28 protein-coding genes and 1 pseudogene are annotated in these 25,355 nt (G+C 41.3%); 18 read left to right on the top strand and 11 right to left on the bottom strand.

Going from position 1 to position 25,355, the window contains the following annotated elements:
• Position 1: 1 nt before the first annotated feature.
• From K1F36_RS10700 to K1F36_RS10685, 4 genes are all read right to left on the bottom strand, one after another.
• Positions 2-1,717, bottom strand: coding sequence for a sodium:solute symporter family protein (locus tag K1F36_RS10700; protein WP_220113811.1), 1,716 nt, complete (start codon positions 1,715-1,717; stop codon positions 2-4).
• Between the two features lie 20 nt (positions 1,718-1,737).
• Complete coding sequence (locus tag K1F36_RS10695; RefSeq protein WP_220113810.1) at positions 1,738-2,001, bottom strand: DUF4212 domain-containing protein; 264 nt, start codon at positions 1,999-2,001, stop codon at positions 1,738-1,740.
• Positions 2,002-2,143: 142 nt separating this feature from the next.
• Positions 2,144-3,097: a phosphoribosylaminoimidazolesuccinocarboxamide synthase gene (locus K1F36_RS10690; RefSeq protein ID WP_417944080.1), complete on the bottom strand. Its 954-nt coding sequence runs from the start codon at positions 3,095-3,097 to the stop codon at positions 2,144-2,146.
• Positions 3,098-3,103: 6 nt separating this feature from the next.
• Entirely contained in the window at positions 3,104-4,063 is a 960-nt protein-coding gene (locus K1F36_RS10685) for a PhoH family protein (RefSeq protein WP_220113808.1), read from the bottom strand.
• A gap of 119 nt (positions 4,064-4,182) precedes the next feature.
• Here K1F36_RS10685 and K1F36_RS10680 point away from each other — a divergent pair, with 119 nt between their 5' ends.
• From K1F36_RS10680 to dnaN, 5 genes are all read left to right on the top strand, one after another.
• Positions 4,183-5,013, top strand: a complete 831-nt coding sequence (locus K1F36_RS10680) for an SAM hydrolase/SAM-dependent halogenase family protein (RefSeq protein ID WP_220113807.1) — start codon at positions 4,183-4,185, stop codon at positions 5,011-5,013.
• Positions 5,014-5,316: a putative quinol monooxygenase gene (locus tag K1F36_RS10675; protein ID WP_220113806.1), complete on the top strand. Its 303-nt coding sequence runs from the start codon at positions 5,014-5,016 to the stop codon at positions 5,314-5,316. It begins immediately after the preceding gene.
• Positions 5,316-6,047 carry a gliding motility-associated ABC transporter permease subunit GldF gene (gene gldF, locus K1F36_RS10670; RefSeq protein ID WP_220113805.1) on the top strand — a complete coding sequence of 244 codons (732 nt, stop codon included), beginning with the start codon at positions 5,316-5,318 and terminating at the stop codon, positions 6,045-6,047. The genes K1F36_RS10675 and gldF overlap by 1 nt, the downstream gene beginning before the upstream one ends.
• A complete protein-coding gene (gene gldG, locus K1F36_RS10665; RefSeq protein WP_220113804.1) occupies positions 6,047-7,711 on the top strand; it encodes a gliding motility-associated ABC transporter substrate-binding protein GldG in 1,665 nt (554 codons plus the stop codon). Before gldF ends, gldG begins: the two co-directional genes overlap by 1 nt.
• A gap of 120 nt (positions 7,712-7,831) precedes the next feature.
• Positions 7,832-8,950, top strand: a complete 1,119-nt coding sequence (gene dnaN, locus K1F36_RS10660) for a DNA polymerase III subunit beta (RefSeq protein WP_207032494.1) — start codon at positions 7,832-7,834, stop codon at positions 8,948-8,950.
• Between the two features lie 59 nt (positions 8,951-9,009).
• Here dnaN and K1F36_RS10655 read toward each other — a convergent pair whose 3' ends face one another.
• A complete protein-coding gene (locus K1F36_RS10655) occupies positions 9,010-9,372 on the bottom strand; it encodes a DUF4870 domain-containing protein (RefSeq protein WP_220113803.1) in 363 nt (120 codons plus the stop codon).
• Between the two features lie 86 nt (positions 9,373-9,458).
• Between K1F36_RS10655 and mnmE the strand changes: the two genes are divergently transcribed.
• The 5 genes from mnmE to K1F36_RS10630 all read left to right on the top strand — a co-directional run bounded on the left by mnmE (position 9,459) and on the right by K1F36_RS10630 (position 15,091).
• The gene (mnmE, locus tag K1F36_RS10650; protein ID WP_220113802.1) at positions 9,459-10,829 is read left to right on the top strand and encodes a tRNA uridine-5-carboxymethylaminomethyl(34) synthesis GTPase MnmE; all 1,371 of its coding nucleotides are present in this window, start codon (positions 9,459-9,461) and stop codon (positions 10,827-10,829) included.
• Between the two features lie 141 nt (positions 10,830-10,970).
• Positions 10,971-12,134, top strand: a complete 1,164-nt coding sequence (locus K1F36_RS10645; protein WP_220113801.1) for a tyrosine-type recombinase/integrase — start codon at positions 10,971-10,973, stop codon at positions 12,132-12,134.
• 312 nt (positions 12,135-12,446) lie between these two features.
• Positions 12,447-12,728 carry a helix-turn-helix domain-containing protein gene (locus K1F36_RS10640; protein ID WP_220113800.1) on the top strand — a complete coding sequence of 94 codons (282 nt, stop codon included), beginning with the start codon at positions 12,447-12,449 and terminating at the stop codon, positions 12,726-12,728.
• A 58-nt stretch (positions 12,729-12,786) separates the two neighbouring features.
• The gene (locus K1F36_RS10635; RefSeq protein WP_220113799.1) at positions 12,787-13,992 is read left to right on the top strand and encodes a primase-helicase family protein; all 1,206 of its coding nucleotides are present in this window, start codon (positions 12,787-12,789) and stop codon (positions 13,990-13,992) included.
• A gap of 205 nt (positions 13,993-14,197) precedes the next feature.
• Complete coding sequence (locus K1F36_RS10630; protein WP_220113798.1) at positions 14,198-15,091, top strand: toprim domain-containing protein; 894 nt, start codon at positions 14,198-14,200, stop codon at positions 15,089-15,091.
• Here the strand turns inward: K1F36_RS10630 and K1F36_RS10625 are convergent.
• The 3 genes from K1F36_RS10625 to K1F36_RS10615 form a co-directional block, all read right to left on the bottom strand.
• Positions 15,074-15,670, bottom strand: a complete 597-nt coding sequence (locus K1F36_RS10625; protein WP_220113797.1) for a BfmA/BtgA family mobilization protein — start codon at positions 15,668-15,670, stop codon at positions 15,074-15,076. The two genes, K1F36_RS10630 and K1F36_RS10625, sit on opposite strands and share 18 nt — an antisense overlap.
• 374 nt (positions 15,671-16,044) lie before the next feature.
• A complete protein-coding gene (locus tag K1F36_RS10620; protein ID WP_220113796.1) occupies positions 16,045-16,494 on the bottom strand; it encodes a JAB domain-containing protein in 450 nt (149 codons plus the stop codon).
• A gap of 59 nt (positions 16,495-16,553) precedes the next feature.
• On the bottom strand, positions 16,554-16,898 hold the full coding sequence (locus K1F36_RS10615; RefSeq protein WP_220113795.1) for a single-stranded DNA-binding protein: 345 nt from the start codon (positions 16,896-16,898) through the stop codon (positions 16,554-16,556).
• Positions 16,899-17,529: 631 nt separating this feature from the next.
• On the opposite strand from K1F36_RS10615, the gene K1F36_RS10610 reads away from it, so the two are divergent.
• The 7 genes and pseudogenes from K1F36_RS10610 to K1F36_RS10585 all read left to right on the top strand — a co-directional run bounded on the left by K1F36_RS10610 (position 17,530) and on the right by K1F36_RS10585 (position 20,949).
• On the top strand, positions 17,530-17,781 hold the full coding sequence (locus K1F36_RS10610; protein WP_220113794.1) for a type II toxin-antitoxin system ParD family antitoxin: 252 nt from the start codon (positions 17,530-17,532) through the stop codon (positions 17,779-17,781).
• A complete protein-coding gene (locus tag K1F36_RS10605; RefSeq protein ID WP_220113793.1) occupies positions 17,774-18,073 on the top strand; it encodes a type II toxin-antitoxin system RelE/ParE family toxin in 300 nt (99 codons plus the stop codon). Before K1F36_RS10610 ends, K1F36_RS10605 begins: the two co-directional genes overlap by 8 nt.
• A 456-nt stretch (positions 18,074-18,529) precedes the next feature.
• On the top strand, positions 18,530-18,700 hold the full coding sequence (locus tag K1F36_RS10600; RefSeq protein ID WP_220113792.1) for a helix-turn-helix domain-containing protein: 171 nt from the start codon (positions 18,530-18,532) through the stop codon (positions 18,698-18,700).
• Positions 18,672-18,764, top strand: a pseudogene (locus K1F36_RS20135) (transcriptional regulator); the annotation flags it as partial. The gene K1F36_RS10600 and the pseudogene K1F36_RS20135, both read left to right, overlap by 29 nt.
• Before the next feature lie 137 nt (positions 18,765-18,901).
• Positions 18,902-19,189: a DUF6922 domain-containing protein gene (locus K1F36_RS10595; protein WP_220113791.1), complete on the top strand. Its 288-nt coding sequence runs from the start codon at positions 18,902-18,904 to the stop codon at positions 19,187-19,189.
• A 631-nt stretch (positions 19,190-19,820) separates the two neighbouring features.
• Positions 19,821-20,153, top strand: a complete 333-nt coding sequence (locus K1F36_RS10590; RefSeq protein ID WP_220113790.1) for a DUF3291 domain-containing protein — start codon at positions 19,821-19,823, stop codon at positions 20,151-20,153.
• Positions 20,154-20,388: 235 nt separating this feature from the next.
• Positions 20,389-20,949: a PepSY domain-containing protein gene (locus K1F36_RS10585; RefSeq protein ID WP_220113789.1), complete on the top strand. Its 561-nt coding sequence runs from the start codon at positions 20,389-20,391 to the stop codon at positions 20,947-20,949.
• 63 nt (positions 20,950-21,012) lie between these two features.
• Here K1F36_RS10585 and K1F36_RS10580 read toward each other — a convergent pair whose 3' ends face one another.
• On the bottom strand, positions 21,013-22,410 hold the full coding sequence (locus tag K1F36_RS10580) for a M20/M25/M40 family metallo-hydrolase (RefSeq protein ID WP_220113788.1): 1,398 nt from the start codon (positions 22,408-22,410) through the stop codon (positions 21,013-21,015).
• Complete coding sequence (locus K1F36_RS10575; RefSeq protein ID WP_220113787.1) at positions 22,407-23,291, bottom strand: PPK2 family polyphosphate kinase; 885 nt, start codon at positions 23,289-23,291, stop codon at positions 22,407-22,409. Before K1F36_RS10575 ends, K1F36_RS10580 begins: the two co-directional genes overlap by 4 nt.
• 183 nt (positions 23,292-23,474) lie before the next feature.
• Between K1F36_RS10575 and K1F36_RS10570 the strand changes: the two genes are divergently transcribed.
• Positions 23,475-24,185, top strand: coding sequence for a hypothetical protein (locus tag K1F36_RS10570; RefSeq protein WP_220113786.1), 711 nt, complete (start codon positions 23,475-23,477; stop codon positions 24,183-24,185).
• Here K1F36_RS10570 and K1F36_RS10565 read toward each other — a convergent pair whose 3' ends face one another.
• Positions 24,186-25,349 (bottom strand): sigma-54-dependent transcriptional regulator, encoded by a 1,164-nt coding sequence (locus K1F36_RS10565; protein WP_108246513.1) that lies wholly within the window; start codon positions 25,347-25,349, stop codon positions 24,186-24,188.
• Between the last annotated feature and the right edge of the window lie 6 nt (positions 25,350-25,355).

The raw sequence follows: 25,355 nt of genomic DNA, 5'->3' as shown, positions 1-25,355 counted from the left end.
TCTAATGTTCAATTGCCTCTCCCGCCCCACTTGGAACCCGAATATTTTCTACAATTTCCTGTACTTCCTCCGGAGGATCAGCCGTAAACGTGTTAACAATGATGGCCACCACGAAATTGACAATCATAGCGATACTTCCGAACCCTTCTGGTGAAACTCCGAACCACCAATTTTCCTGTAGGCCAGCCACTGCTTCTTGACCTCCATCAAATATTCCAAACTTGAATTTGAGCATATAGAAAAGCATTAAGCAAAGACCAACAATCATTCCGGAGACGGCACCTTTACTGTTCATCTTTTTATAAAAAATCCCTAGAATAATGGCAGGGAAAAACGATGCCGCAGCTAAACCAAAGGCCAAAGCGACTACTGCAGCCACAAATCCGGGCGGATTTATGCCAAAGTAACCAGCTACTACAACCGCCACAGCTGCCGAAAGTCGGGCCGCCCATAGCTCCGCTTTTTCCGAAAGATCAGGTTTAAGGACGTTCTTTATCAAATCATGGGAAACCGAGGAAGAAATCACTAGCAATAACCCTGCAGCGGTTGACAGTGCCGCGGCAAGTCCTCCTGCGGCAATCAAGCCAATGACCCAAGCGGGAAGGTCGGCAATCTCCGGGTTGGCCAATACCATGATGTCGCGATCTACCGTAAGTTCGTTTACCTCTGGAGATGCCACGTACTGTATTTTTCCGTCACCGTTTTTATCCTCGTGCGCAATCAACCCTGTTTTTTCCCACCTACTGAACCATTCTGGCATTTGATCATACTCTTTTCCACTTACCGTTTCAATAAGATTAGTTCTGGCAAAAACGGCCACTGCTGGTGCCGTTGTGTAGAGTATTGCAATGAACAAGAGGGCCAATCCCGCCGATTTTCTGGCATCTCGGACCCGTTTTACGGTAAAAAATCGTACAATCACATGTGGCAGTCCCGCCGTACCCACCATTAAAGCAAGTGTTATTGCAAACACATCTACGGTACTTTTGCTACCATCCGTATATGCCGCAAAACCCAATTCTTCGGAAAGACCATCCAGTTTATCCAAAAGATAAGTCCCGGACCCATCGGATAAGGTATCCCCAAAACCTAACTGGGGAACAGGGTTACCCGTCATTTGGATTGAAATAAATATAGCGGGCACCATAAAGGCAAATATCAATACGCAGTATTGGGCCACTTGGGTATAGGTAATTCCCTTCATCCCCCCGAGAACGGCATAGAACAATACAATCACCATTCCGATAACGACGCCTGTGTTTATATCAACCTCGAGGTATCTAGAAAATACGATTCCAACTCCTCGCATTTGCCCCGCCACATAGGTAAAGGAAACAATAAGCGCACAGATAACTGCAACAACACGTGCCGTTTTGGAATAGTAACGTTCCCCGATAAAATCGGGCACGGTAAACTTTCCGAACTTTCTTAGGTATGGTGCCAATAAAAGGGCCAAAAGCACGTAGCCACCAGTCCATCCCATTAAATACACAGCTCCGTCATACCCTGCAAAGGATATGATTCCTGCCATGGAGATAAAGGAGGCCGCCGACATCCAATCGGCTGCGGTTGCCATTCCGTTGGCCAAAGGAGACACTCCTCCACCGGCCACGTAGAATTCTTTTGTGGAACCAGCCCGGGACCAAATGGCAATTCCTATATACAGACCAAAGGATAGTGCGACCAATGCATAGGTCCAAATTTGAACATCACTCATAATAAAGTTTTAATGATTGGTTAATCCTCGTTGTAGCCGTATTTTTTGTCCAACTTGTTCATAAGCCGAACGTATACAAAAATGAGAATGACAAATACATAGATAGCTCCTTGCTGGGCAAACCAAAATCCCAGTTTAAAGCCTCCAATGCGGATGGAATCCAACGCATCCTTAAAGAGAATGCCGGCCCCGTAGGAGACCAAGAACCATATGAGGAGTAAAATCGTCAAATACTTTAAATTCTCTCTCCAATATGCGGTAGCCTTTTTTTGTTTTTCTGACATGGTGTTGGTTTGTTTAGTTAATTCCTTTGTGCCATGTCAATATATCAATTTAGTTTTAAGATTTATTACTATTGAGGCAACAAAAAAAGGGAATTCACAGAATTCCCTTTCTTTTATTGGTCACATAACAAGTGTGCAATGATTATTTTGCCAAATATGCGGTTACATTGGATAAAATTCTTTCCTGTAGATCAGAGATATCACTTTTCACAAATTTCTCTCCAGTAATATTCTCATAAAGTTCGATATATCGATTGGACACCGATTCGATGTACTCATCCGACATTTCGGGAACCGATTGCCCCTCCAGTCCTTGGAATCCATTGGAAATCAACCATTGTCTAACAAATTCTTTGGACAATTGTTTTTGAGCTTCTCCTTTATCCTGACGTTCCTCGTAACCCTCTGCATAAAAATAACGTGATGAATCCGGAGTATGTATCTCATCAATCAACACAATTTCACCATCTTTGGTCTTACCGAATTCATATTTGGTATCAACTAAAATCAATCCTCGTTTGGCCGCGATTTCGGTTCCTCTTTGAAAAAGAGCACGGGTATATTTTTCTAAGACTTCATAATCTTCTTTGGATACAATACCTCGTTTTAAAATATCTTCTTTGGAAATATCCTCGTCATGATCTCCCTTTTCCGCTTTGGTAGCCGGCGTGATGATGGGTTCCGGAAACTTATCGTTCTCTTTCATCCCTTCGGGCATTGGCACCCCACAAAGCAATCTTTTACCAGCTTTGTACTCACGAGAGGCGTGGCCTGACATGTAGCCCCTGATCACCATTTCCACTTTATAGGGCTCGCAAGCCTTTCCGATAGCTACATTGGGATCTGGAGTGGCCATCAACCAGTTGGGAACAATATCCTCGGTATCCTTCATCATTTTGGTGGCTATTTGATTTAAAATCTGACCTTTGTAGGGAATTCCCTTGGGCATCACCACGTCAAATGCAGAAAGGCGGTCTGTGGCCACCATCACCAAAATATCGTTGTCCAATGTATAAACCTCTCTTACCTTTCCTTTATAAACCGATTTTTGTCCAGGAAAGTTAAAATCCGTGGACATAAGCGTATTCATTCCCATATTTTTTTAGTATTGATTTTGGTGCTCTATGTTTTTATAGGCATCAATCACCTTTTTCACCAATTTGTGCCGTATCACATCTTTATCATCCAAGTAAATGATACTGATGCCCTCCACATTCTTCAAAATAAGCAAAGCCTCTTTGAGACCTGAAATTACCCTACGTGGCAAATCTATCTGCCCGGGGTCGCCTGTCAACAAAAACTTGGCGTTTTTACCCATACGTGTCAGGAACATTTTCATTTGGGCGTGGGTGGTATTCTGCGCCTCGTCCAAGATTACAAAGGCATTATCCAAAGTGCGTCCGCGCATGAAGGCCATCGGCGCAATCTGGATTGTACCGTCCTCGATATACTTTTCCAATTTTTCAGAAGGAATCATATCACGAAGTGCATCATACAAAGGCTGCATATAGGGATCTAGCTTCTCTTTAAGGTCGCCGGGAAGAAAACCTAGGTTCTCACCTGCTTCCACAGCAGGTCGTGTAAGAATAATACGCCTCACTTGTTTTTCTTTCAAAGCTTTTACGGCCAAGGCAACACCGGTGTAGGTCTTACCGGTACCGGCAGGACCAATGGCAAAGACCATATCGTCCACTTTACAGGCATCCACCAATCGTCTTTGATTGGCGGTCTGGGCCTTTATCAATCTGCCACTGACACCGTGCACCAAAACATCACCACTACTTTTGGAAGATGTATATTCCTCCTTGCTACTACTGGTAAGCACTCGCTCGATCATGTTTTCATCGAGTTTGTTGTATTTGGCAAATTGGCTGGTAAGCTCGTCAAAGCGCTTGTCGAACTCTTCCAAAAGCTCTTCATCACCAAATACCTTGATTTTGTTGCCCCGAGCCACAATCTTAAGTTTAGGAAAATACTTTTTAAGCAACTCGATATTGGAATTTTGTTGTCCAAAAAATTCCTGGGGGCTAATATCCGTAAGTTCAATTATTAGTTCGTTCAAAAATTGTGAGGTGTTACAGTTGTTTTTGAAGAATTTAATTCTTTCTTTTTTGACTAATTTTACAAACAAACTTAACTAAAAATCAATTTGAACGCGGAAAAACATATCAACAGTATTGTATGCCAATCATAACCCTAACTACCGATTTTGGATACAAGGACCACTTTGTGGGTGCTGTTAAAGGGGCAATACTGAGCAACATCCCTGATATTAGTATTGTTGATATTTCGCACTCCATTAGTCCTTTCAACATTCAGGAATGTGCCTATATCCTTAGGAACGCCTACCGTTCGTTCCCAAAGGGAACGGTTCATATTGTTGGAGTGGATTCGGAAATTTCACCAGAAAACGAGCATATTGTGGTTCAAGTGGACGGGCAGTATTTTGTAAGCGCCAACAGTGGTGTTATTTCCTTGATAACTTCCGAGGTTCAACCCGAAAAAGTCGTGGAAATCAATCTACCCAATGCGGAAGCCGGTGCTTTTCCCGTACTCCACATTTTTGTTCAGGTAGCCTGCCATATTGCTCGCGGCGGGAAACTAGAAGTTATAGGCCGACCCTTCGAAAACTTGAAAGAGCTACGCGATTTTGAACCACGCATCACCAATGAAGGCAAATCCATTACGGGCAATGTTATTTATATTGATAACTACGGGAATGTGGTCACCAATATCCAGAAAAGTCTTTTTGAGGCCTATCGTAGCGGTCGTGATTTTGAGATTATTGCACGGACCACCAAAATACGGCAAGTGCACCAGAGCTATAACGGCATCATCAACTATAATTTGGAACGGAACCAGCGCAAAGGTCCAGGAGATGCGCTCGCCCTGTTCAATTCTGCCGGCTATATTGAGCTCGCCATTTATAAAAGTGACCTGAATTCCGTTGGGGGAGCATCTTCGCTCCTTGGACTGAATTACAGGGACACGGTAACCATAAATTTCCTGTAAATGTTGATACGCATTGTAAAACTGACTTTTAAACCCGAAAATATTGCTAGTTTTGAGCGAATCTTTGAAGAATCTAAAAATGGCATCTTGTCTTTCGATGGTTGTAATATGGTAGAACTGTATCAAGACATTACGAATTCCAACATATTTTTCACCTATAGTTTTTGGGATACGGAAGCCCATCTGGACAACTATAGAAACTCGGATTTCTTTAAAGGGGTTTGGGGCAATACCAAAAAATTGTTCGCCGATAAACCCGAAGCTTGGAGTGTTCATAAAATTCAATCAACAAACCCATCTTAATGTTCGCAATTTTTAAGAGAGAGGTACGGTCTTTTTTCACATCGCCCATCGGTTATTTGATCGTGGGGTCGTTTTTACTGCTCAATGGACTGTTCCTTTGGGTCTTCAAAAGCGAATACAACATTTTTGATTACGGCTTTGCCGATTTGAGCAACTTCTTTTTGCTGGCTCCTTGGATTTTTATTTTTTTGGTGCCCGCCATAACCATGAAGAGCTTTTCCGAAGAACGGAAAATGGGTACGCTGGAATTGCTGTTGATCAAACCCATCTCCATCTGGAAATTGGTACTCGGGAAATTTTGGGGCGCCTTTCTTTTGTGCGTTATCGCAGTAATCCCGACGATAGTGTATGTTTTCGCCATATCTGGATTGGGAATGACAGAGGGCAATTACGACCTTGGCGTCGTACTGGGCTCTTACTTTGGATTGTTGTTTTTGATGGCCTGTTACACATCCATCGGGATATTTGCCTCTACCCTTTCCGATAATCAAATCATTGCATTTTTGGTGGGGATTTTGGTCTGCTTTCTGATTTTTAACGGGTTTGATGCTGCATCTTCGCTGTTTTCCAATGGAGAAACGCAACAAACCATACAATCGCTCGGAGCAAAGACACATTTTGATAGTATTGCAAGAGGTGTGATAGACACCCGTGATTTGGTCTTCTTTATTTCATTGACATTGTTGTTTCTGTATCTCACTTTTCAACGTTTAAAACAATTGCCAAGGTAATGGGGAAGTTTTTTGTATCCATCGTAAAAGTGATTGTGGCCGTGGTGGTCATCAACCTATTGGCCAGTTTTGTGTACACCCGTTTCGACCTTACGGAGGAAAAACGCTATACACTCTCCGAACCTGCCGTAGCGGTAGCACAAAAATTTGAAACCCCTGTAATTGTTGACCTGCTGTTGGATGGCAACATTCCAGCAGAGTTTGCCAAACTGAAAACGGAGACCATACAACTCTTGGAATCCTTCGGGTCTAAAAATAGCAACATCAAATATAATTTGGTGGACCCTTTGGAGGATAGCGAAAATCCACAGGAAACTGTTGCCCAATTGGAGAGCTTGGGTCTACAGCCTGCCAATGTTACCGTAGAGGAAAACGGAAAGGTATCCAATGAGCTGGTTTTCCCTTGGGCCATGGTCAACTACAACGACCAGACGGTAAAAGTGCCATTGCTCAAGAATAAATTGGGTTCTTCAGCCGAAGATCGCATCAATAATTCGGTACAGCAACTGGAATACGCCTTTGCCGATGCCTTTACCAAATTGAGCATAGAAGAAAAAAAGAGCATTGCCGTTATCAAAGGAAATGGCGAACTGGATGATATTTATATCGCGGATTACCTCACTACCATTCGCGACTACTACAACATTGGCGCCATAACCTTGGATTCAGTGGCCAGCAATCCGCAAAATGTATTAAATCAGCTTAAAAACTTTGACCTTGCGCTGATTGCCAAACCTACGGAGGCGTTTACCGATCAAGAAAAATATGTGATGGATCAATATATGGTTCAAGGAGGCAAGTCCATTTGGATGGTAGACCAAGTCAATATGGAAATGGACAGCATTTATGCAGGTGGTGGAGAGGCCATTGCTGTTCCCCGAGATTTGAACCTGAAAGATTTGTTCTTCAAATATGGGGTCCGCATCAATCCTGTTTTGGTCAATGACCTATATTTTACCCAAATAGTACTGGCTTCGGGTGAAGGGAACGATTCACAGTACAATCCCCTGCCTTGGTTTTATTATCCCATGGTTTTTTCGCAGAACAATCATCCCATCAACACCAACATTGAGGCGGTACGATTACAGTTTACCAGTCCGATGGATGTATTGGAAAACGATTATGAGAAGACTATCTTGTTACAGAGTTCACCACTTTCCAAAACAGACGGAATTCCAAGAGTTGTCAGTCTCGACATGATCAACCAACAACCTGATCAGGAAACTTACAACAATGGCAATCTTCCATTGGCCGTCTTGATAGAGGGAAAATTTACCTCAATGTACAAGAACAGGGTAAAACCCTTAAAGCTTCAAAATACCTTGGAGGAAGGCCCCGAAAACAAAATGATCGTAATCTCGGATGGGGACGTCATCAAAAACCAATTACGGAATGGCAGACCGCTGGAATTGGGCTACGATAAATGGACCAACAACCGCTATGGGAACAAGGAATTTTTGGTGAACAGCACAAATTACCTTTTGGACAACACGGGGCTTATTAACATTCGAAACAAGAAAGTATCCATTCCTCTTTTGGATGTTAAAAAAATAGCAGCACAAAAAAACAAGTGGCAGCTTGTAAACATTGGACTTCCAGTAGTTTTGACCCTGCTGTTCGGTCTCTTCTTTGGCTATTACAGAAAACGCAAGTTTACCACTTAAGTGTTGATAAATTTGTTTCTCTGCTAAATCCATTTGGGATATATTTGTTTTTATTGATTTTACAGGCCGTAAAACGCGAATTAATTGCACAAAAAGCAACTATACTAAAGTATTTCGTTGATGAAATTTATCGTATCCAGTACATATTTATTGAAGCAGCTTCAGGTTTTGGGAGGAGTTATCAACAATAGCAACACCTTGCCCATTCTTGACAATTTTTTGTTCGATCTTAAAGAAAGTAAGTTAACGGTTTCCGCATCCGATTTGGAAACTACCATGAGCACTGTTTTGGAAGTGGATTCCGATTCCGAAGGAACCATAGCAGTTCCTGCTCGTTTGCTTTTGGATACCCTAAAAACATTCCCTGAACAACCGTTGACCTTTGTTGTTGAGGACAACAACACGGTAGAAATTAGTTCCAATCACGGTAAATATGCCTTGGCCTATGCCGATGGAGCGGAATTCCCGAAAGCGGTGGAAGTCTCCAACCCGAGCTCCACTACCCTATTGGGCGATATTTTGGCAACGGCTATCAACAAGACCATATTCGCTGCAGGAAACGACGACCTTCGCCCCGTAATGAGCGGTGTGTTCTTCCAATTTTCTCCAGAGAATTTGACCTTTGTGGCCACCGATGCGCACAAATTGGTGAAATACCAACGACAAGATGTAACAGCTTCCCAAGTAGCGGAATTCATCATGCCCAAAAAGCCTTTGACGTTATTGAAAGGAATTTTGGCAGGTTCCGAATCCGAAGTGACCATAGAATACAATGACAGTAATGCCAAGTTCTATTTTGACAATACAGAATTGGTGTGTCGATTGATCGATGGAAAATATCCAAACTACGAAGCGGTAATTCCAAAGGAAAACCCGAACAAATTAACGATTGCAAGAAATCAATTCCTTAGCTCGGTGAGAAGGGTTTCCATTTTCTCCAACAAGACCACGCATCAAATCCGTTTGAAGATTGCAGGAGCTGAACTCAATATTTCTGCCGAAGATGTGGATTACAGCAACAAAGCGGAAGAAAGATTGTCCTGTTCCTATCAAGGAGACGATATGCAGATTGGATTCAACTCTAGATTTCTTCTGGAAATGTTGAACAATTTGTCTTCGGATGAAGTTTCACTTGAAATGAGTTTGCCAAACAGAGCAGGAATCCTTACCCCTATCGATGGATTGGACGAAGGCGAGCACGTGACGATGTTGGTGATGCCTGTGATGCTGAACAACTAAATTAACTACCCAACCATAAAATTGAAAAAGCTGGAGCAAATTGTTCCAGCTTTTTTGTTTTACGATATAAACCTGATCGTCATAAAATGTGATGGGGATTCACCATTTGCAGCCTTCACTGCATTTACGATAGGCAATATAAACCCAATGATTGCTACTCCTATCAAACCCAATATACCCAAGCCCAAAAGTAAAATGGCCGGAATACTGATGATGATATAAAGTATAAGGCTAATCTGAAAATTGATGATGGCCTTTCCATGTTCGTTCATACCCTCGACCCTATCTTTGGAGGACAACCAAATAATCAAAGGAACGATTAGGCTTCCAAAGCCGGTTACATAGGATAACAGTTGCGTAAGATGCGTCACGGCCAACAAGGTATTGTCTGTTCTGACCGCTTTTTGATTTATAACTTCCATTTTTGATTGATTTTGATGATTCATCTTATTAGTATTCAAATCACTAAAAATGTTACAAACACGCATGAATTCGTACTTTTGTGCCCATGTCGTATACAGATAACATTGTAGCCTTGGCAACGCCTTCAGGAACAGGGGCGATTGCAGTAATCAGGGTCTCTGGACCGGATGCCATTACATTGATGGACCCATTGTTCAAGTCTATAAAAAATAAAAAGTTGGTGGAACAAAAGAGTCACACCATCCATTTGGGAAATATCGTTGATGGTGATAAAATTCTGGATGAGGCATTGGTGTCCATTTTTAAAGGGCCACATTCCTACACAGGTGAAAATGTGGTGGAGATTTCGTGTCACGGCTCCCCTTTTATTCAACAACAAATTATTCAATTATTGTTAAGGAATGGTTGTCGTTCTGCATCGGCCGGGGAGTTTACCTTAAGGGCTTTCCTGAATGGTAAAATGGATTTAAGCCAGGCCGAAGCTGTGGCCGACCTTATTGCCAGTGATAGCGAAGCTGCCCACGACATTGCGATGCAACAGATGCGCGGTGGATTCAGCAACGAAATTCAGGAATTGCGACAAGAGTTGTTGAATTTTGCATCATTGATTGAACTGGAACTTGACTTCTCCCAAGAAGATGTGGAATTTGCCGATAGAACCCAGTTCAACGAGTTGTTGAATCGCATCAGTTCGGTACTTAAAAAGTTGATTGATTCCTTCGCACTTGGCAACGTCATCAAAAACGGAATACCCGTGGCCATTGTGGGCCAACCGAATGTGGGAAAATCGACCCTGCTCAATGTTCTGCTCAACGAGGAAAGAGCCATAGTAAGCGAGATTGCAGGTACCACTCGTGATACCGTCGAAGACCATATCAGCATCAAAGGCATCAATTTCAGGTTTATCGATACCGCAGGAATCAGGGAAACTGTTGATATTGTTGAAAAAATTGGGATTGAACGCACCTTCGACAAAATTGAAAAGGCCCGTCTCATCATTTACCTTTTTGACGGGATGGAATTTGACAAAGCAGAACTCGACCTGATTCAAAAACGCTACCCTAACAAACAATTGTTGCCAATCTGCAATAAAATGGATTTGCTGAGCCTTGGGCAGAAAGAAAAAATAACATCCGAAATACCCAATGTACTATTCCTTTCAGCAAAATTTAAAGAAGGGATTCCCGAACTTGAAAGCAAGCTTCTTTCTTTGGTGGATTCAGGGGCATTGAGCGGCGATACCACCATCATTACAAATAGTCGACACTACGATGCGCTATTGAAAGCTTTGGAAGAAATCCAAAAAGTAAAAGAAGGTTTGGACATGGAGCTTTCCAGTGATTTGATGGCCATCGATATTCGACAGGCACTCTATCACTTAGGGGAAATTACGGGAAGCGTTACCACTGATGACCTTTTGGGCAACATTTTTTCCAATTTCTGTATCGGCAAATAAGCGCCAATTTTTTTTGATTTAATTTGATTCGATTTGATGCTATATTATTAGTTATCAACACTTTATATTATAACTTTTTTGCCAACATCTTCCTTACTTACCCCTTTTTTAAGTAATTTTTACACCTCATTTACACCTCAAATGAAAATACACCTCAAAAAGAAAAAACTCAAAAGTGGAAAAACGAGCCTTTATATTGAATATTATAAAGGTCATAAAAGCACCTCCAAGAATAAAATTAAACATTTTCGAGAATTTGAATATCTAGATCTTTATTTAATAAATGACCCCCAAACAGCTCAAGATAAAAGGACCAATAAGGAACAACTAGAATTGGCCAAGAAAATCCTGGCGATCCGAAAAGCTGAAGTCTATCAAGGAAAATTCAAAATACAGAACAACTTCAAGGGTAAAACAACATTTCTTTCCTATTATGAACTTAAAAAAGAGGAACGCTATGAGACCAAGGGCAATTATGACAACTGGGATGCCGCTCAAAAGCATTTGGAAAAGTACTGTCCCGAACACATCACATTCCATGATGTCGATGTGGATTTCATAAAAGGCTTTAGAAAGTACCTGGACACTGTAGCGGTCACCAAAAGTGAGAAAAAATTATCCCAGAATACCAAGCATACCTATTTCAATAAGTTCAAGGCTTGTCTCAGGGCAGCATTCGATGAGGGATTCCTAAAAGAGAATTTGGTAAAAAAGGTCAAAGGATTTACCATGGCCGAATCTACCAGGGAATACCTCACTTCCCAAGAGCTTCAGAACCTGGCAAGAACAGAATGCAGATTCCCAAAGCTCAAACGCGCCTTCCTCTTTTCAGCCCTTACCGGAGTCAGATGGTCGGATATTAACAAACTCAAATGGGAAGAAGTACGTGATGAAGGGACCGATCAATCGGGAAGACCTATGTACCGTATTGTGTTCAAACAAAAAAAGACCGATGGAGTGGAATACCTATATATATCGAAACAGGCAAGAGATTTATTGGGTGAACGACGGAAACCCGAAGACAGGGTGTTCACTGGGCTCTGCTACAGTGCCCATATGAACATTCAGTTATTAAAATGGTGCATGCAAGCGGGAATCACCAAACATATTACTTTCCACTCCGCAAGACATACCAATGCTGTCCTACTATTGGAAAACGGTGCGGACATATACACGGTATCCAAGCGATTGGGCCACAGGGAAATCAGAACCACCCAAATCTATGCCAAGATCATTGATGAAAAGATGAAGCAAGCAGCGGAGATGCTTCCCAAGTTGAATCTGGAAACCATGGGATTGTCCTGAATTTAATTCCCGAATTTGGTCCTTATGTCCTTGAACCAATCCCTTATGCCCAAAAAATATATGTGATTCTATAATTACCTTGTTGATAACTCATACTTTTCAGCCCAACCCCTGATTATTTTTGTTGGACATTGAGGTCATTTATATTCAAACGACACCAAAACAATACAACTTACTGTATATCTGTATTTTGTGAATATTTTCACCAATGCCCACATATTTTAAACTGCCTTTTCTCCCTACCTTTATCTACAGAATTCTACCATAGGAAACAAAGCGCTTTGTTCATTTTGAATTTTTAAATCCGAAAAAATGAACAATATTGAATTAAACGAGAAACTCAACAACATCGAACGTCTTTTGTTGGGATCAAAAAAGGTACTCACTTTTGACGAGGCCTGTGACTACACAGGGATATCCAGAAGTTATCTCTACAAACTGACCGCCGCAGGTAAAATACCCCATAGCAAGCCCAACGGAAAGTTGATTTATTTTGACATCGATCGTCTCAACAAATGGCTGTTGAGAAATGATAGAAAATCCACCTGTGAAACCAACGACCAAGCGGTTGAATATATCCTGAGAAAGGGATAGCCATGTTTCATATCAACACCTCATGCTATTTCTCCAAATAGCTAAAAAATCATTACATATGAAAAATATTCCCTACATCAGGGTTGGGACCACTTTTTACAAGTTGGTCAGAATACCCACCATATCGGGACATTTCAATGAGCTACTGGTACCATGGAACGAACACATCATCAAACAGGACCACGGAAAGGATTATTTAAGCAATGTCCCAAAATACGATGGGTTCGCCTGTATTCCCAGCCATGTTGATTTCAAAAAAGAACACCATGGGTTTTACAATACCTACTCACCATTGGAGCACGAGCTCCAAGCCGGGGACTTTCCACATACCCTGTCCTTATTGAAACATATTTTTGGACATCAATTGAAATTGGGACTGGACTATCTGCAGTTATTGTACCAAAAACCTGTCCAGATACTTCCAATTCTGTGCCTGGTTTCCAAGGAAAGGAACACTGGGAAAAGTACCTTTCTCAAATGGCTCAAGGAAATTTTCGGGAATAACCTGACCTATCTGACCAATGACAGTTTCGGAAGTCAGTTCAACTCGGATTGGGCCAACAAACTATTGATTTGTATTGACGAGGTGTTGTTCAACAAAGAGGAACTCACCGAGCGCATCAAGTACCTGAGTACCACCAACCGAAACAAATTGGAGGCCAAGGGCAAGGACAAAAGGGAAGTGGAATTTTTTGGCAAGTTCATCCTTTGTAGCAATAACGAGGATAACTTTATCAAGATCGATGCCCATGAGACCAGGTTCTGGGTACGAAAAATACCACCATTAAAAAAAGAAGATACGGAGTATTTGGAACAATTAACAAAAGAAATCCCTACCTTTTTACATCACTTGACAAAAAGAAAGCTCCATTCCCTGCAACGATCACGGATGTGGTTTTCCCCAAAGGAAGTATATACCCCAGCATTAAAGAAACTGGTGTACAACAACCGTAATCGTGTAGAAAAGGAACTGGCCAGCCTCTTGGTCAGTGCCATGGAAAAATTTGATGTGGACTCAGTAGACCTCTGTCCCATCGATGCCCTACACCTGCTCAATCGGACAAGGGTCAAGACCGATCTGACCCAACTGAGGAGGCTGTTGAAGAAAGATTGGAAACTGGACAACCAGCCGAACTCCAACAAGTACCAAAAAATAACCATCTGGAACAACGGTGAGATCAATGCCGAAGATGCCAAAGGGAGGTACTTTACCATTAAAAAGGAATTTTTGGTCCAAAATTTTGATGATTTGATGACAGATTGAGAAAATCCCAATGTTTATAATGGTTTAGGCTATCATCACTTTATCATCATTTTGTCATCAAAATAAAAAATGATGACAGGGCCCATGAAGAAAAAAAATAAAACGATGAACCGATGATAAAACGATGACTTGGGAACCATCAGTGTTAATAGGACTCCCCAAAGATTTGTCATCAAATCATCAAAAATCACCCAACAACAAAGCCATGAAAGAAAAAAGAATGAACTGTGAAACGGCACGCAATCTTTGCATCTTATCTGCATTGGCGGATATGGGACATTTCCCGACTAGGGAATCCAAAAGGGAAGCATGGTTCCTCAGTCCTTTTCGAAAGGAGACCAAAGCTTCTTTCAAGGTCTCCAAAGTCCTGAACAGGTGGTATGACCATGGGGAGGGCGTTGGTGGAAACCTAATTGACCTGATGACGAGAATTACCGGTTCTTCCGTGTCCGAGGTATTGGAACTATTGGATGAAGGTTCATATTCCATGTCCCCTGCCCCGATAAAAGCAACGGCCAAGACCAAGAAAGGCATCATCGTTGGGGAAGTAATGGATATATGCCAACCTGCACTAGTGCAATATCTAGAGCATAGGTGTATCCCAATGGCCATTGCACGTTCCTATGTAAAGGAGGTTCATTTCAAAATGGGCAACCGGGATTTTTTTGCCATCGGCCTCGAAAATAGAAAGGGAGGATGGGAGCTCCGAAACAGCTTTCAAAAACTATGTTCCTCACCCAAGGCCATAACCTATATTAAAGAGGATAGAAAGTATTTAGCAGTTGTCGAGGGCATGTTCGATTTTCTATCACTAAAGGCCATTGGCCCGGCATGGTTGGTGGATTCGGACATAGTGGTCTTAAACTCCCTTGCTTTCGCCAACAACCTGAAAGGATTCATTGATGGTTACACTCACTGTAAGCTACTCTTGGACAACGATGGCGCCGGGGATAGCATGACCAAGTCTTTATTGGAACAGCATAGCAAATTCAAGGATGGAAGGGAACTATTTTGCGGGTTCAAGGACCTGAATGAAAAACTCCGATATGATCATTTGATGAAAATTGAAAAGGGAGTGGGCTTAAACCATATCCTTTAAATTTTTAAGCTTTCTTTTATATTTTTCAATTGCTCCAGGATTCAGGTCCATGATCAAATGTTTCTTAACCAATGGGTTTCTGCTCTCCACTACATGGTCAAGGACATGCCCAAAGTCACTTTTCAACTCCTCCAATTGCTCCTCCAAACGTTCGAATCTTATCCTCGGAACGGTAATCTCCCCATCAAAGGATTCCGGTTCCAAAGGCTTCCTGGTCTCCGTCAGTTGCTGTTCGATAAAGTCAAAATCATTGTCCAGTTCTTCCCCATTGGATTCCAGTTCCTGTTCAAAGAGCGCCTGGATCATACTGACCGTGGGCAGGGTCTGTTCCTTTTCGATGCTCCGCATGATGGCGACCATGGCATTGAAGCGGCGTTTGATCAGGTATTTGAGGCTGGCGATGGTCTCGTGCATCCATTCGTCCGGGGAGATCCCGTTATGTTCAAAAAACTCCACCATGGCCAACAGGGTCAGGGATTGGGAATGTCCATGTCTCCTGCAAAACCTTCGATACTTTAGGGCAATCGAAATTTTGATGCTCAGGCAGGTAAACTGCTCTTTTTCATAACCTATATCCATTTTTCCATTAAAAATTCCTTGGTTTTACTGGGCCCAGTGCATTTTTCCATTAAAAACAACCGGGCAGCTAATTTTCAATTTTCGAAAACACCCCATAAACAGGGACCTTGCGGAGCAAATATGATCGGTGGGACGCGTGAGCGTGCTACCCTCTTGCTCCTCCTTTTTGTCCCGCAAGGACAAAAACGCATCGCACTGCCCCTGAAAAAAAGGGCTTGACATATTCTTTGATCAATGGTACGGTCTTTTGGAAAGTCAAATCAGGAAATATTGCCGTACATTATTGGTTCACCATAAAGTTATGTTTTATTATAAAAAAAACCCAATCATAATGATTGGGTATGATTGTTCTTAATTGTTCGAACGGTCCTAGATTACATAAGCCCATGATCGGCAAAACTGTAATAATTGCCATCGGGGGCCAGGATAATATGGTCCAATACCTGGACATCGAACAATTGTGCCGCCCGTTGGATCTTTTGGGTCAATTGTTTGTCCATTTCACTGGCCTTCAACTGTCCCGATGGGTGGTTATGGGTCAGGATGATCCCCACGGAAAGCGTCTTGAGCACTATGGCAAAAAGGATGCGCATATCCACCAATGTTCCCGTGATACCACCATGGGACAATGGATAGATTCCTTTGACTTTATTGGAGCGGTTCAGCAATACGATCTTAAAAGTCTCGTGTAACCCAATGGTGTCCGCGTCCCAATTCCTGTACAAGAGTTGGGCCATCTCTTTGGAGTTCGTAATGGAGAGTGATTTCAGGGTACCAAGTTTTTCCCTATAACTTATCTGTATTTCGTTGACTTTGTGTTCCATGTTTTAGCCCTTGAAAGTTGAAAGAAAAAGCGCCCCATGGTTTGGGGCGCTTCCATCTTCTAGTCCTCATTGTTGCCTCCCAACAATAAGATCTCACTCACCACAACCTCGGTCACATAGCGTTTGTTACCTTCCTTATCTTCGTAGGACCTGTAGGTAAGTTTTCCCTCGACGGCAATTTCCTTGCCCTTGGTCACGAATCCCTCAACGATGTCCACCAGTTTTCCCCAACCGATCAGGGTGTGCCATTCGGTGTTGGTGATACGTTCTCCTTCGGCGTTTTTGTAATGGTCGTTGGTGGCCAGGTTCACCCGAACCATGCGCTTTCCGTTCTCAAAATCAGTGATTACCGGGTCCTGTCCAACGTTACCGATCAGCTGTACTTTGTTGCGTAAATTTCCCATGCTTAAAAGTTTATAAGATTAATAATTGTCCCTTAATTGCTTTGGTTGTTGTTTTCCAAATTTTAAGGGGGCGTTCGTTTGGTTTCCTTCGTGCACAGCACAATGAAAGAAGGGGGTTCTGTCAAGGCTTTTGACAAAAAATTGGGAGGGTACATAACGTAGTAAAACCCTTGGGTTTTCAAGGAAATGGATACCCTATTTGTTGGCAAAACAGGGCCTGGCCTTGAGAGGTTCCACAAGGGCCTTTGGGAATTCCATCTGACCCAATGGCAAGTGAGCGAACGGGAAGTTAAGCGAGTGAAGTCATTGGTGTCCTGATTGGAAGTTCCCAGGCACTGCCCTGTTTTCCGATGCCCCGGAAAACAAACTAGGGCTTCTTTTATTATAACCCCTTAAAATTTGATGGTGACATAACAGAATTTAAGTCTCTAATCGGTTAGTTTCAAAATAGGTATTTCAAATGGAGAGTATATTAGAATCCATTGTTTTCGCACTATTTTGAAAATTAATTAATCTGGCTTTTTTGAGCTTCCTGTGGAAAACGAGTCCTGATTATTATAAGATGCAAGTCTCAAGGTGTAATTTGCGAAAAATACCAAAAATTGGTATTTTTGAAGTAGAAATAGAAATTATGAGCAAGAACACATCAATATCACTTGGAAATTACTTTGACCAGTTTGTCAGTAACCAAGTTTCTGCTGGACGTTATAAAAACGTAAGTGAGGTAATTAGAGCTGGACTTCGACTTTTGGAAAACGAGGAAAGTAAAGTTATTGCGTTGAGAAACGCTATTCAAGAAGGAATTGACAGCGGAATTGCGCACGATTTTGACCCAGACAAACATCTTCAGGGATTAAAAGCTAGACGCAAAAAGAATGTCTAAATATGAACTGACCAATAAAGCGGTTGAGGATTTGACTGGAATTTGGGAATACACAATTGAAAAATGGTCAGAACAACAAGCTGATAGATATTATAATTTACTATTGGACAGTTGTCAGGATATTGCAGATAATCCCGAATTAGGGAAAAATTATGACGGAATCACAAATGACTTATTCGGACTTAAAACTAGTAGACATATAATTTTTTACAGGAAACGAAATGATTTCCCCATAGAAATTACGAGAATTTTACACGGACAAATGGATTTGAAAAATAGAATAACCGAATAAAGGTTTATCTGGCAATGATGGTACCATTCAATTTATCATTCTAATTGTGTAAGATACCGTTTGCCTAATAAAGGCACAAATAAGCCAACTATTAGAAAAGGCATACAATTTCAGAACATATACAAAACATTTTTAATGAATACCAACTGGATTATCAACTGGTAGTCCTGAAATCCTGGTCTACCATTGAGCATGATGACATTGTGGAAACGCCCGACATTGTATACCACTCTGGTCGGATAATATTGAGCACTCCTAGACTCAACACACAAACCTAACATTCAAATCACTACGGCCAAATATTCCATGGCTCAAACTTTCCGATTTTAATGATCCCGACCATCCTACTCATCAAAACTCTGCTTTATCAAGCTGAAGACAATTTACCTTTGATGTTGGAAAGGTCTAGAAATGGATTTACCATAAAATGTAAACAAAATTGTTTATATATGTGGTATGGTAAGTTATGCGGAAAAATATAAAGGAATACACCAAGGATTGATTCTGGAAAGGGAATTGAAGAAAAAATCGTTAAAGCAACGTCCATTCGCCTTGTCCATAAATGAACATCCGCAAACCATTAACGCCATTGTCAAGGGAAGAAGAGGAAAACAAAAAGCTTTATGAACGTCTTGTTCAAGCGGAAAAAGATAAGGTTAGTTACTTGGAAAAGCTTCTTAACAAAAAATGATTCTGCCTCGCTCAGCATCGTATCATTACCGTATTTTTTCGCATCATATCGTTTCATTAATTCATTTGACAATATGACCATGGCACTGAATTTGATGGATTTACGTTAAATAAGAAATTGATTTTTACCTTTACGTCATGAACAGAAGGCAAAATATAACCGCTATTTTCCCAAAACACCTTTTTTGGGAAGTGGATATGACCAGGTTAAATCCTCAAAGGGATAAAAACCTCATTATCCCCAGAGCTTTATTTGCCTCTACCGAAGATACTTTTATTGATGATATTGAGCATCTGGAAGAACTATATTCTAAAAATGAGATTTTACAAACGCTACGAAGCACCAAAGAACGTATCAGTAACACGGTTTGTGAATTGGTTGCCAAAAGATACCACGCCAAATCCTTCGCTCGCTTTGCTTTATGAGTGCCGTTAGTCCTGCACTTGCCAAAACCATAACAGAACTACAACTACTCAAAACCCTTGGGAAGTTTGGGCCTTCATAAAAGGAGGATATTCAGGGGCACATGGACAAGTTTAGGCAAGCCCGATAAACCTCCCAATAGGAATTAGACTTAGTTCAATACTGTAGTTGCTCCATAAATAAGGTGAATTTATTTATAACATAAACATAGCTTTGACTTCCTTACGCTCCATAGCAACCAGACCAAATTATTTTTTTATAGAAAATTCCTATATTCATAAATGTTCGAATAAACGATAACTGTACCATATCATAGAATAACAAATCAATTACAACTATTGCAAAACGGTTTTAATCAACTTAAAAGATATCAACAAGGTTTGATTTTCTTAACTTTTTTACACCCCTTTTACACCTCAAACTCTGGGAACCCCCATAAAATAAGGAAAAGTACATATGTATCGGGAAATAAGGCACGAGTGGCAATTCGAGCCCACCACCATCCGGTTTTGAGCACATTTCTATTCCAAGCGTAACTTTTTCAAGTGTGGTTTAGCTCTATTTTTCAACAAAACGTATATTTACCCCTGTTGCGCCGACCCCGTTTTTTAACAAACACAAATACATCTATTGATGAGAGCAACCATTACGTCCATTGAATTAAAAGGGCCGTTCAAATTCTTTGCACTATCGGCAACTGCATTAAAAATTCTAAAACAACTAAAATCTACCCATTGCAAGGAATTCAAAAAAAAGGGGATCTGGACCACACATTACACCATGACGCTCTGGAACACAGAAGAGGAATTGAAAGAGTTTGCCCGTAGCGGTGCACACCTTGAAGCCATGAAAAACAGCGGAAAGATTGCTAAGGAAATACGTACCATTACAATTGATACCGAGGTACTTCCGAATTGGTCTGCAGCAAAAAAACTGCTTGAAAAAGGAAAAGTGCGGAAGTTTTGAAAAATTACGGGAAAGTAACTTTGTACTGCTCTTTCTTGATGTATGGGCCGAATTGACCGTGGGTGTATTCAGCACCCCATTTGCTCTCAGTTAGTATTTTTAAAAGGTTCTTCCAGCTTAGCATCATTACATTCAAAAATTTATGTTAAATACGGACTTGTTCCCCAAAATCTGACTGTGACACGTATTATCCTTCCATAAATTTTAATGATCTTTAGGATTTTTAATAGGACGAATGGGCAAAAGGAAGAAGCAAGCCAAAGTATTACGCATATTTAGAAAAGTACACCGAACCACAGGAGCATTATTATTCATTTTTTTCTTTTTTATTTCTATATCCGGACTCATCTTGGGATGGAAAAAGAATTCCAACGGATATATTCTCCCCAAGACACAAAAAGGTACAACTGCCGACCTAAAAAAATGGCTGCCCGTTGACAGTCTTCATACCATAGCCATCAATACAATTCAAAATGAGTTTAGGGACAGAACTTTTGAAGTTGATCGTATTGATATTAGAAAGGAAAAGGGCTCTGTAAAATTTATTTTTGTCGACTCCTTTTATGAAATCCAGTTGGATGGTGCTAATGGCAATGTACTCTCCATCGGAAAAAGACGGTCTGATTTTTTGGAAAACGTTCACGATGGCTCTATTGTGGACGATTATCTAGGCTCCAATGGGTATATTAAATTGGTTTATACAACTGTAATGGGCGTTTCCCTATTTATTTTTACCGTAACCGGTTTTTGGCTTTGGTACGGACCAAAACGAATGAGAAAAGCCAGCAAAGCGTAATTCTTACCAAAAAGAAAACCGTTCAAACATAGTGATTAAACTGCTTAATTTTAGTTTTATCTTTTATCCCTTGATTTTTTTCACAGGAACCGTACCGTATTTATCGATAAGATAAACAAGGCTGGCCATGGTAGCAGCACCAAGTTCCAATTCGCGCTTGTTCACATGCTCAAAAGTATCATTTTCCGCATGGTGATGATCAAAATAGCGTTGGCTGTCAGGTCTGAGTCCGGCCAAGACCATTCCTTCCTCCTTTAATGGCCCTATATCCGCACCACTGCCGCCTTCATAAAACATATGAATCAAATACGGCTCGAATAAGTCTCGCCATCCTTGGATCTGCTTTAGGTTTTCTTCGGAAGCGTCTATGGAAAAACCTCTTGGAGTGAAGCCTCCTGAATCACTTTCCAAAGCAAATATGTGGTCTTCTCCTTTATTTCGAGCCACCTCGGCATACTTATTACCGCCTCGCATACCGTTTTCCTCGTTCATGAACAGCACCACGCGCAAAGTACGTTTTGGTTTATAGCCTGTTTCTTTTAACAGCCTTAGAACATCCATACTTTGAACACAGCCTGCACCATCGTCGTGCGAACCGTCACCCAAATCCCAAGAATCCAAGTGACCTCCTACAACCATAATCTCTTTGGGATATTCACTGCCTGTAATTTCTCCGATAACATTGTATGACTGTACATCTTCAAGCTGCTTACAGTTTTGTTTAAAGTAAAACTTGGCATTCGGATTCAATTTAATGGTCGCACTCAACAAATCTGCACCATTGGTACTGATTGCCGCCGCCGGTATACGCTTATCTACTGGAGTATCACCATATCCCATGGAGCCGGTGTGCGGATAATCGTCCAAACGAAGGTTCATAGAGCGAACAATCACACCAAGGGCACCATATTTTCCAGCCTCAGCCGCACCTGAATAGCGTTGGTCCACACATCCTGAATAGGCAGAAAAGGTGTTGATCATGGTAGGATCCATTGGGCGATTGTAGAAAACTATTTTTCCTGCGATTTTGTCTCTCCCAAGTTTCTCAAGGTCTTCAATTCCATTTACCTCGATTACACTAGCTTTTAATCCCCCGGAGGGTGTTGCCACAGAACCGCCAAGTGCGCAAATGGGCACATTGGTGGTTAATCCTGGCTTGTTTTCGATATATGCAAACTCAGGAACTCCCCTCACCCATTTAGGAACCATTACCGGCTGTAACCAAACCTTGTCAAGTCCCAGAGAGTCCAATTGAGCCTTTGTATAGTCGACCGCCTGCTGCGCCTGCACGGACCCGGAAAGCCGCCCACCAATTTGATTGGACAAATAGTTGAGCCAATCGTATGCCTTACCATTGGTCAATGCTTCATCATAAATTGCTTTTAATTGCTTTTCGTCTTCAGTTTGAGAAAAAAAGGGTGTGCTGACCAACAAAAAGGCCAGTATCAGAACAGTTCTCATGTAGTTTCTTTTTCCAGTTCTTGTTTAAAGGTTTCTAAATTAGCCTTTATTTCATCGTCCAGCTCAGGTTCCTCTATATCTTTGTACTTTTTTAACGCTTCCATCATTATGGAGGCCACAATTAAACGAGCCGCACTTTTATTGTCCGCTGGAATTACGAACCATGGCGCATGTTCCTTTGAAGTTTTGATCAGGGCTTCCTCATAGCAAGCCCGATATTTATCCCAAAGTTTTCGTTCCTCAAGGTCGCCTGGCGAAAATTTCCAATTCTTTTGTTTTAATTCAATTCTTCGTAAAAGACGCTGTCGTTGTTCCTCTTTGGATAAGTGAAGGAAAAATTTAAAAATTATGGTTCCATTATCGGAGATATGCTTTTCAAAATCATTGATTTGATTGTAACGTTTTTCCCAAAACTCATCATCAATATCCTCTACCGAATCAATCTTTGGAATGTTCTCGCCCAAAATATATTCAGGATGCACCTTGGTGACCAAAACATTCTCATAGTGTGTTCGGTTAAACACAGAGAATTTTCCTCTTTCGGGCAAAGCAACGTAGTGTCGCCAAAGATAATCGTGCTTTTTCTCTTTAGTTGATGGCACTTTGAAGCTATGCACTACCACTCCCCTAACATTAAAATCTTTGAACACTTCCCTAATCAAGCTATCCTTGCCCGCAGTATCCATTCCCTGCAAACAGACGAGGACCCCATATTTTCCATGGGCATAGAGTGTATCTTGAAAATCCCCAAGGTCTTTTCTGATATTTTTCAACTCCTTTTTAAGCTTCTTCTCGGATTCGTTAAAGTCCTCGTAGGTATCTATTTCGGACAACTTTTCTTTGCCGGTCACTCTATAATCCTCTGTATTGATTTCTTTCATAGGATTGAATATAATTCATTTTGACTACTCATTCAACCCAACCATAACTTAAAGATGTAATTCATCGATACTTTTACCTCTTATACCTTAAGATGGTTATTTAATCGATCTATTTGCCCTTCAAAACCATGAAAATGTAACTTTATGGAAATCAATACGCAAAGTCCCAAATCCTAAAGCGTTATGAAAAACAATAAGATTATCCTACTTGTAGTCTTTGTCATCGGCTTGCTTATTCTATGGCTTATGGCTTCCTTTACCACCCCTGCAAATGCTTGTGAATATGCAAGTTCCAACATAGAATACATTAAAAACAAGATTGAGGATGCGGTGATGGCCGACGATTTAAACATGGCCAAATATCATGCTTACAAAGCCCTGAACGGCATTGAAAAAACCAAGGACAATTTCTTGGACTGCGGTTGCGAGGGAGCTATAGAAAGTCTGGAATTGACGCAGGATTATTTAAAAACAGCTACCAAAGCTAATGTCCTGGCCAAATCGAAATTGGTTTTACACAAAGCCTTGGAACGCACTATTATTGGCATCAATGTTCTTAAAGAGTTTGAACAGGAAACATCCAGCGATTACGGAAGCAATGTACTGGTTATGAACACTACAGATGTACTTGATTTCAATCATGGTATGATGCTTACCCAAGGTGCATCCATAAAAAAACAAGTTCACCAGTGCTTATTGAGTTTTCAATCTTCCTTGGACAAAGTAGTTTCTGATGTGGATTGTAAAGATGCACGTAGGTTCGTTACCAACATTTATGAAGAAGCACGGCTGACGTTGTTGAACACCAATTTATCCCAACACAAAAAGGAATACCACCAAAGGGTAAAAACTTTGGCAAAAGAGGCATTGGATAGCCTTGGAAATTGTAATTGATTATTTACTGGCGAACAGCTTTACATCCTCTTCCGACACTTCCTTCCCGCCCAATATGATCAATCGCTCCACTACGTTACGAAGTTCACGAACGTTCCCGGTCCAATCATAACTTTTGAGCAATTCCACGGCTTTTTTGGAAAAACTCTTTTGTCCTGTACCCTGTTCTGCAGCGATTTTTGTAGAAAAATGTTCTATGAGCAAAGGAATGTCATTACGCCTTTCGTTCAAGGCGGGGACCTTTATCAAAATTACTGCTAAACGGTGGTATAGGTCTTCTCGGAACTTTCCCTCTTCTATTTCCTTCTTTAGATCTTTGTTGGTCGCGGCCAATACACGAACATCGACTTTAATATCCTTATCGGAACCAACACGCGAAATCTTGTTCTCCTGCAATGCCCTTAGCACCTTGGCCTGCGCCGAAAGGCTCATATCCCCGATCTCGTCCAAAAAGATGGTTCCTTTATTGGCGGCTTCAAATTTGCCTGCACGATCTTTAACGGCTGAAGTAAATGCCCCTTTCACGTGACCGAACAATTCACTCTCTATCAATTCAGAAGGAATTGCTGCACAGTTTACTTCTACAAAAGGGGATGATGAACGTGGGCTTTTTTCGTGGACCCAATGTGCCACCAGTTCCTTACCTGTTCCGTTGGAACCTGTAATCAAAACACGTGCATCGGTAGGCGCCACCTTTTCTATCATTTCTTTTATCGCTTCGATTTCCTTGCTCTCTCCGATCATTTCGTAATTCTTGGAAATCTTTTTCTTGAGCACCTTGTTCTCAACTGCCAATTCCTTTCTGTCCAAAGCATTCCTTACGGTGGTAAGCAATCGGTTCAAATCTGGCGGTTTGGAGATGTAATCGTAGGCTCCCAACCTCATGGTATTCACTGCCGTATCCAGGTCACCATGGCCCGATATCATGATAAAAGGTATCTCTGGCTTTATTTTTTTGGCAGCTTCAAGAACTTCTACCCCATCCATTTTTGGCATTTTGATGTCACAGAGCACAAGGTCAAAATCTTCTTTTTTGATAACATCTATTCCTGCTAGGCCATCCTCTGCTTCTACCACATTGTAGCTATCGTTCTCTTCGGCCAGTATTTTAACCAATACTCTTCTAATTGCCGATTCATCTTCTATTACCAAAATTTTTGACATATGCTG

The sequence above is a fragment of the Flagellimonas abyssi genome, from assembly GCF_019457905.1.
Lineage (GTDB): Bacteria > Bacteroidota > Bacteroidia > Flavobacteriales > Flavobacteriaceae > Flagellimonas > Flagellimonas abyssi.
This window is presented reverse-complemented; position numbering and strand designations above follow the sequence as displayed.

Coding starts and splice junctions, on each gene's coding strand:
- K1F36_RS10700 (WP_220113811.1), bottom strand. CDS start 1,717: ATGAGTGATGTTCAAATTTGGACCTATGCATTGGTCGCACTATCCTTT.
- K1F36_RS10695 (WP_220113810.1), bottom strand. CDS start 2,001: ATGTCAGAAAAACAAAAAAAGGCTACCGCATATTGGAGAGAGAATTTA.
- K1F36_RS10690 (WP_417944080.1), bottom strand. CDS start 3,097: ATGGGAATGAATACGCTTATGTCCACGGATTTTAACTTTCCTGGACAA.
- K1F36_RS10680 (WP_220113807.1), top strand. CDS start 4,183: ATGCCAATCATAACCCTAACTACCGATTTTGGATACAAGGACCACTTT.
- K1F36_RS10675 (WP_220113806.1), top strand. CDS start 5,014: ATGTTGATACGCATTGTAAAACTGACTTTTAAACCCGAAAATATTGCT.
- gldF (WP_220113805.1), top strand. CDS start 5,316: ATGTTCGCAATTTTTAAGAGAGAGGTACGGTCTTTTTTCACATCGCCC.
- gldG (WP_220113804.1), top strand. CDS start 6,047: ATGGGGAAGTTTTTTGTATCCATCGTAAAAGTGATTGTGGCCGTGGTG.
- dnaN (WP_207032494.1), top strand. CDS start 7,832: ATGAAATTTATCGTATCCAGTACATATTTATTGAAGCAGCTTCAGGTT.
- K1F36_RS10655 (WP_220113803.1), bottom strand. CDS start 9,372: ATGGAAGTTATAAATCAAAAAGCGGTCAGAACAGACAATACCTTGTTG.
- mnmE (WP_220113802.1), top strand. CDS start 9,459: ATGTCGTATACAGATAACATTGTAGCCTTGGCAACGCCTTCAGGAACA.
- K1F36_RS10645 (WP_220113801.1), top strand. CDS start 10,971: ATGAAAATACACCTCAAAAAGAAAAAACTCAAAAGTGGAAAAACGAGC.
- K1F36_RS10640 (WP_220113800.1), top strand. CDS start 12,447: ATGAACAATATTGAATTAAACGAGAAACTCAACAACATCGAACGTCTT.
- K1F36_RS10635 (WP_220113799.1), top strand. CDS start 12,787: ATGAAAAATATTCCCTACATCAGGGTTGGGACCACTTTTTACAAGTTG.
- K1F36_RS10630 (WP_220113798.1), top strand. CDS start 14,198: ATGAAAGAAAAAAGAATGAACTGTGAAACGGCACGCAATCTTTGCATC.
- K1F36_RS10625 (WP_220113797.1), bottom strand. CDS start 15,670: ATGGATATAGGTTATGAAAAAGAGCAGTTTACCTGCCTGAGCATCAAA.
- K1F36_RS10620 (WP_220113796.1), bottom strand. CDS start 16,494: ATGGAACACAAAGTCAACGAAATACAGATAAGTTATAGGGAAAAACTT.
- K1F36_RS10615 (WP_220113795.1), bottom strand. CDS start 16,898: ATGGGAAATTTACGCAACAAAGTACAGCTGATCGGTAACGTTGGACAG.
- K1F36_RS10610 (WP_220113794.1), top strand. CDS start 17,530: ATGAGCAAGAACACATCAATATCACTTGGAAATTACTTTGACCAGTTT.
- K1F36_RS10605 (WP_220113793.1), top strand. CDS start 17,774: ATGTCTAAATATGAACTGACCAATAAAGCGGTTGAGGATTTGACTGGA.
- K1F36_RS10600 (WP_220113792.1), top strand. CDS start 18,530: ATGGTAAGTTATGCGGAAAAATATAAAGGAATACACCAAGGATTGATT.
- K1F36_RS10595 (WP_220113791.1), top strand. CDS start 18,902: ATGAACAGAAGGCAAAATATAACCGCTATTTTCCCAAAACACCTTTTT.
- K1F36_RS10590 (WP_220113790.1), top strand. CDS start 19,821: ATGAGAGCAACCATTACGTCCATTGAATTAAAAGGGCCGTTCAAATTC.
- K1F36_RS10585 (WP_220113789.1), top strand. CDS start 20,389: ATGGGCAAAAGGAAGAAGCAAGCCAAAGTATTACGCATATTTAGAAAA.
- K1F36_RS10580 (WP_220113788.1), bottom strand. CDS start 22,410: ATGAGAACTGTTCTGATACTGGCCTTTTTGTTGGTCAGCACACCCTTT.
- K1F36_RS10575 (WP_220113787.1), bottom strand. CDS start 23,291: ATGAAAGAAATCAATACAGAGGATTATAGAGTGACCGGCAAAGAAAAG.
- K1F36_RS10570 (WP_220113786.1), top strand. CDS start 23,475: ATGAAAAACAATAAGATTATCCTACTTGTAGTCTTTGTCATCGGCTTG.
- K1F36_RS10565 (WP_108246513.1), bottom strand. CDS start 25,349: ATGTCAAAAATTTTGGTAATAGAAGATGAATCGGCAATTAGAAGAGTA.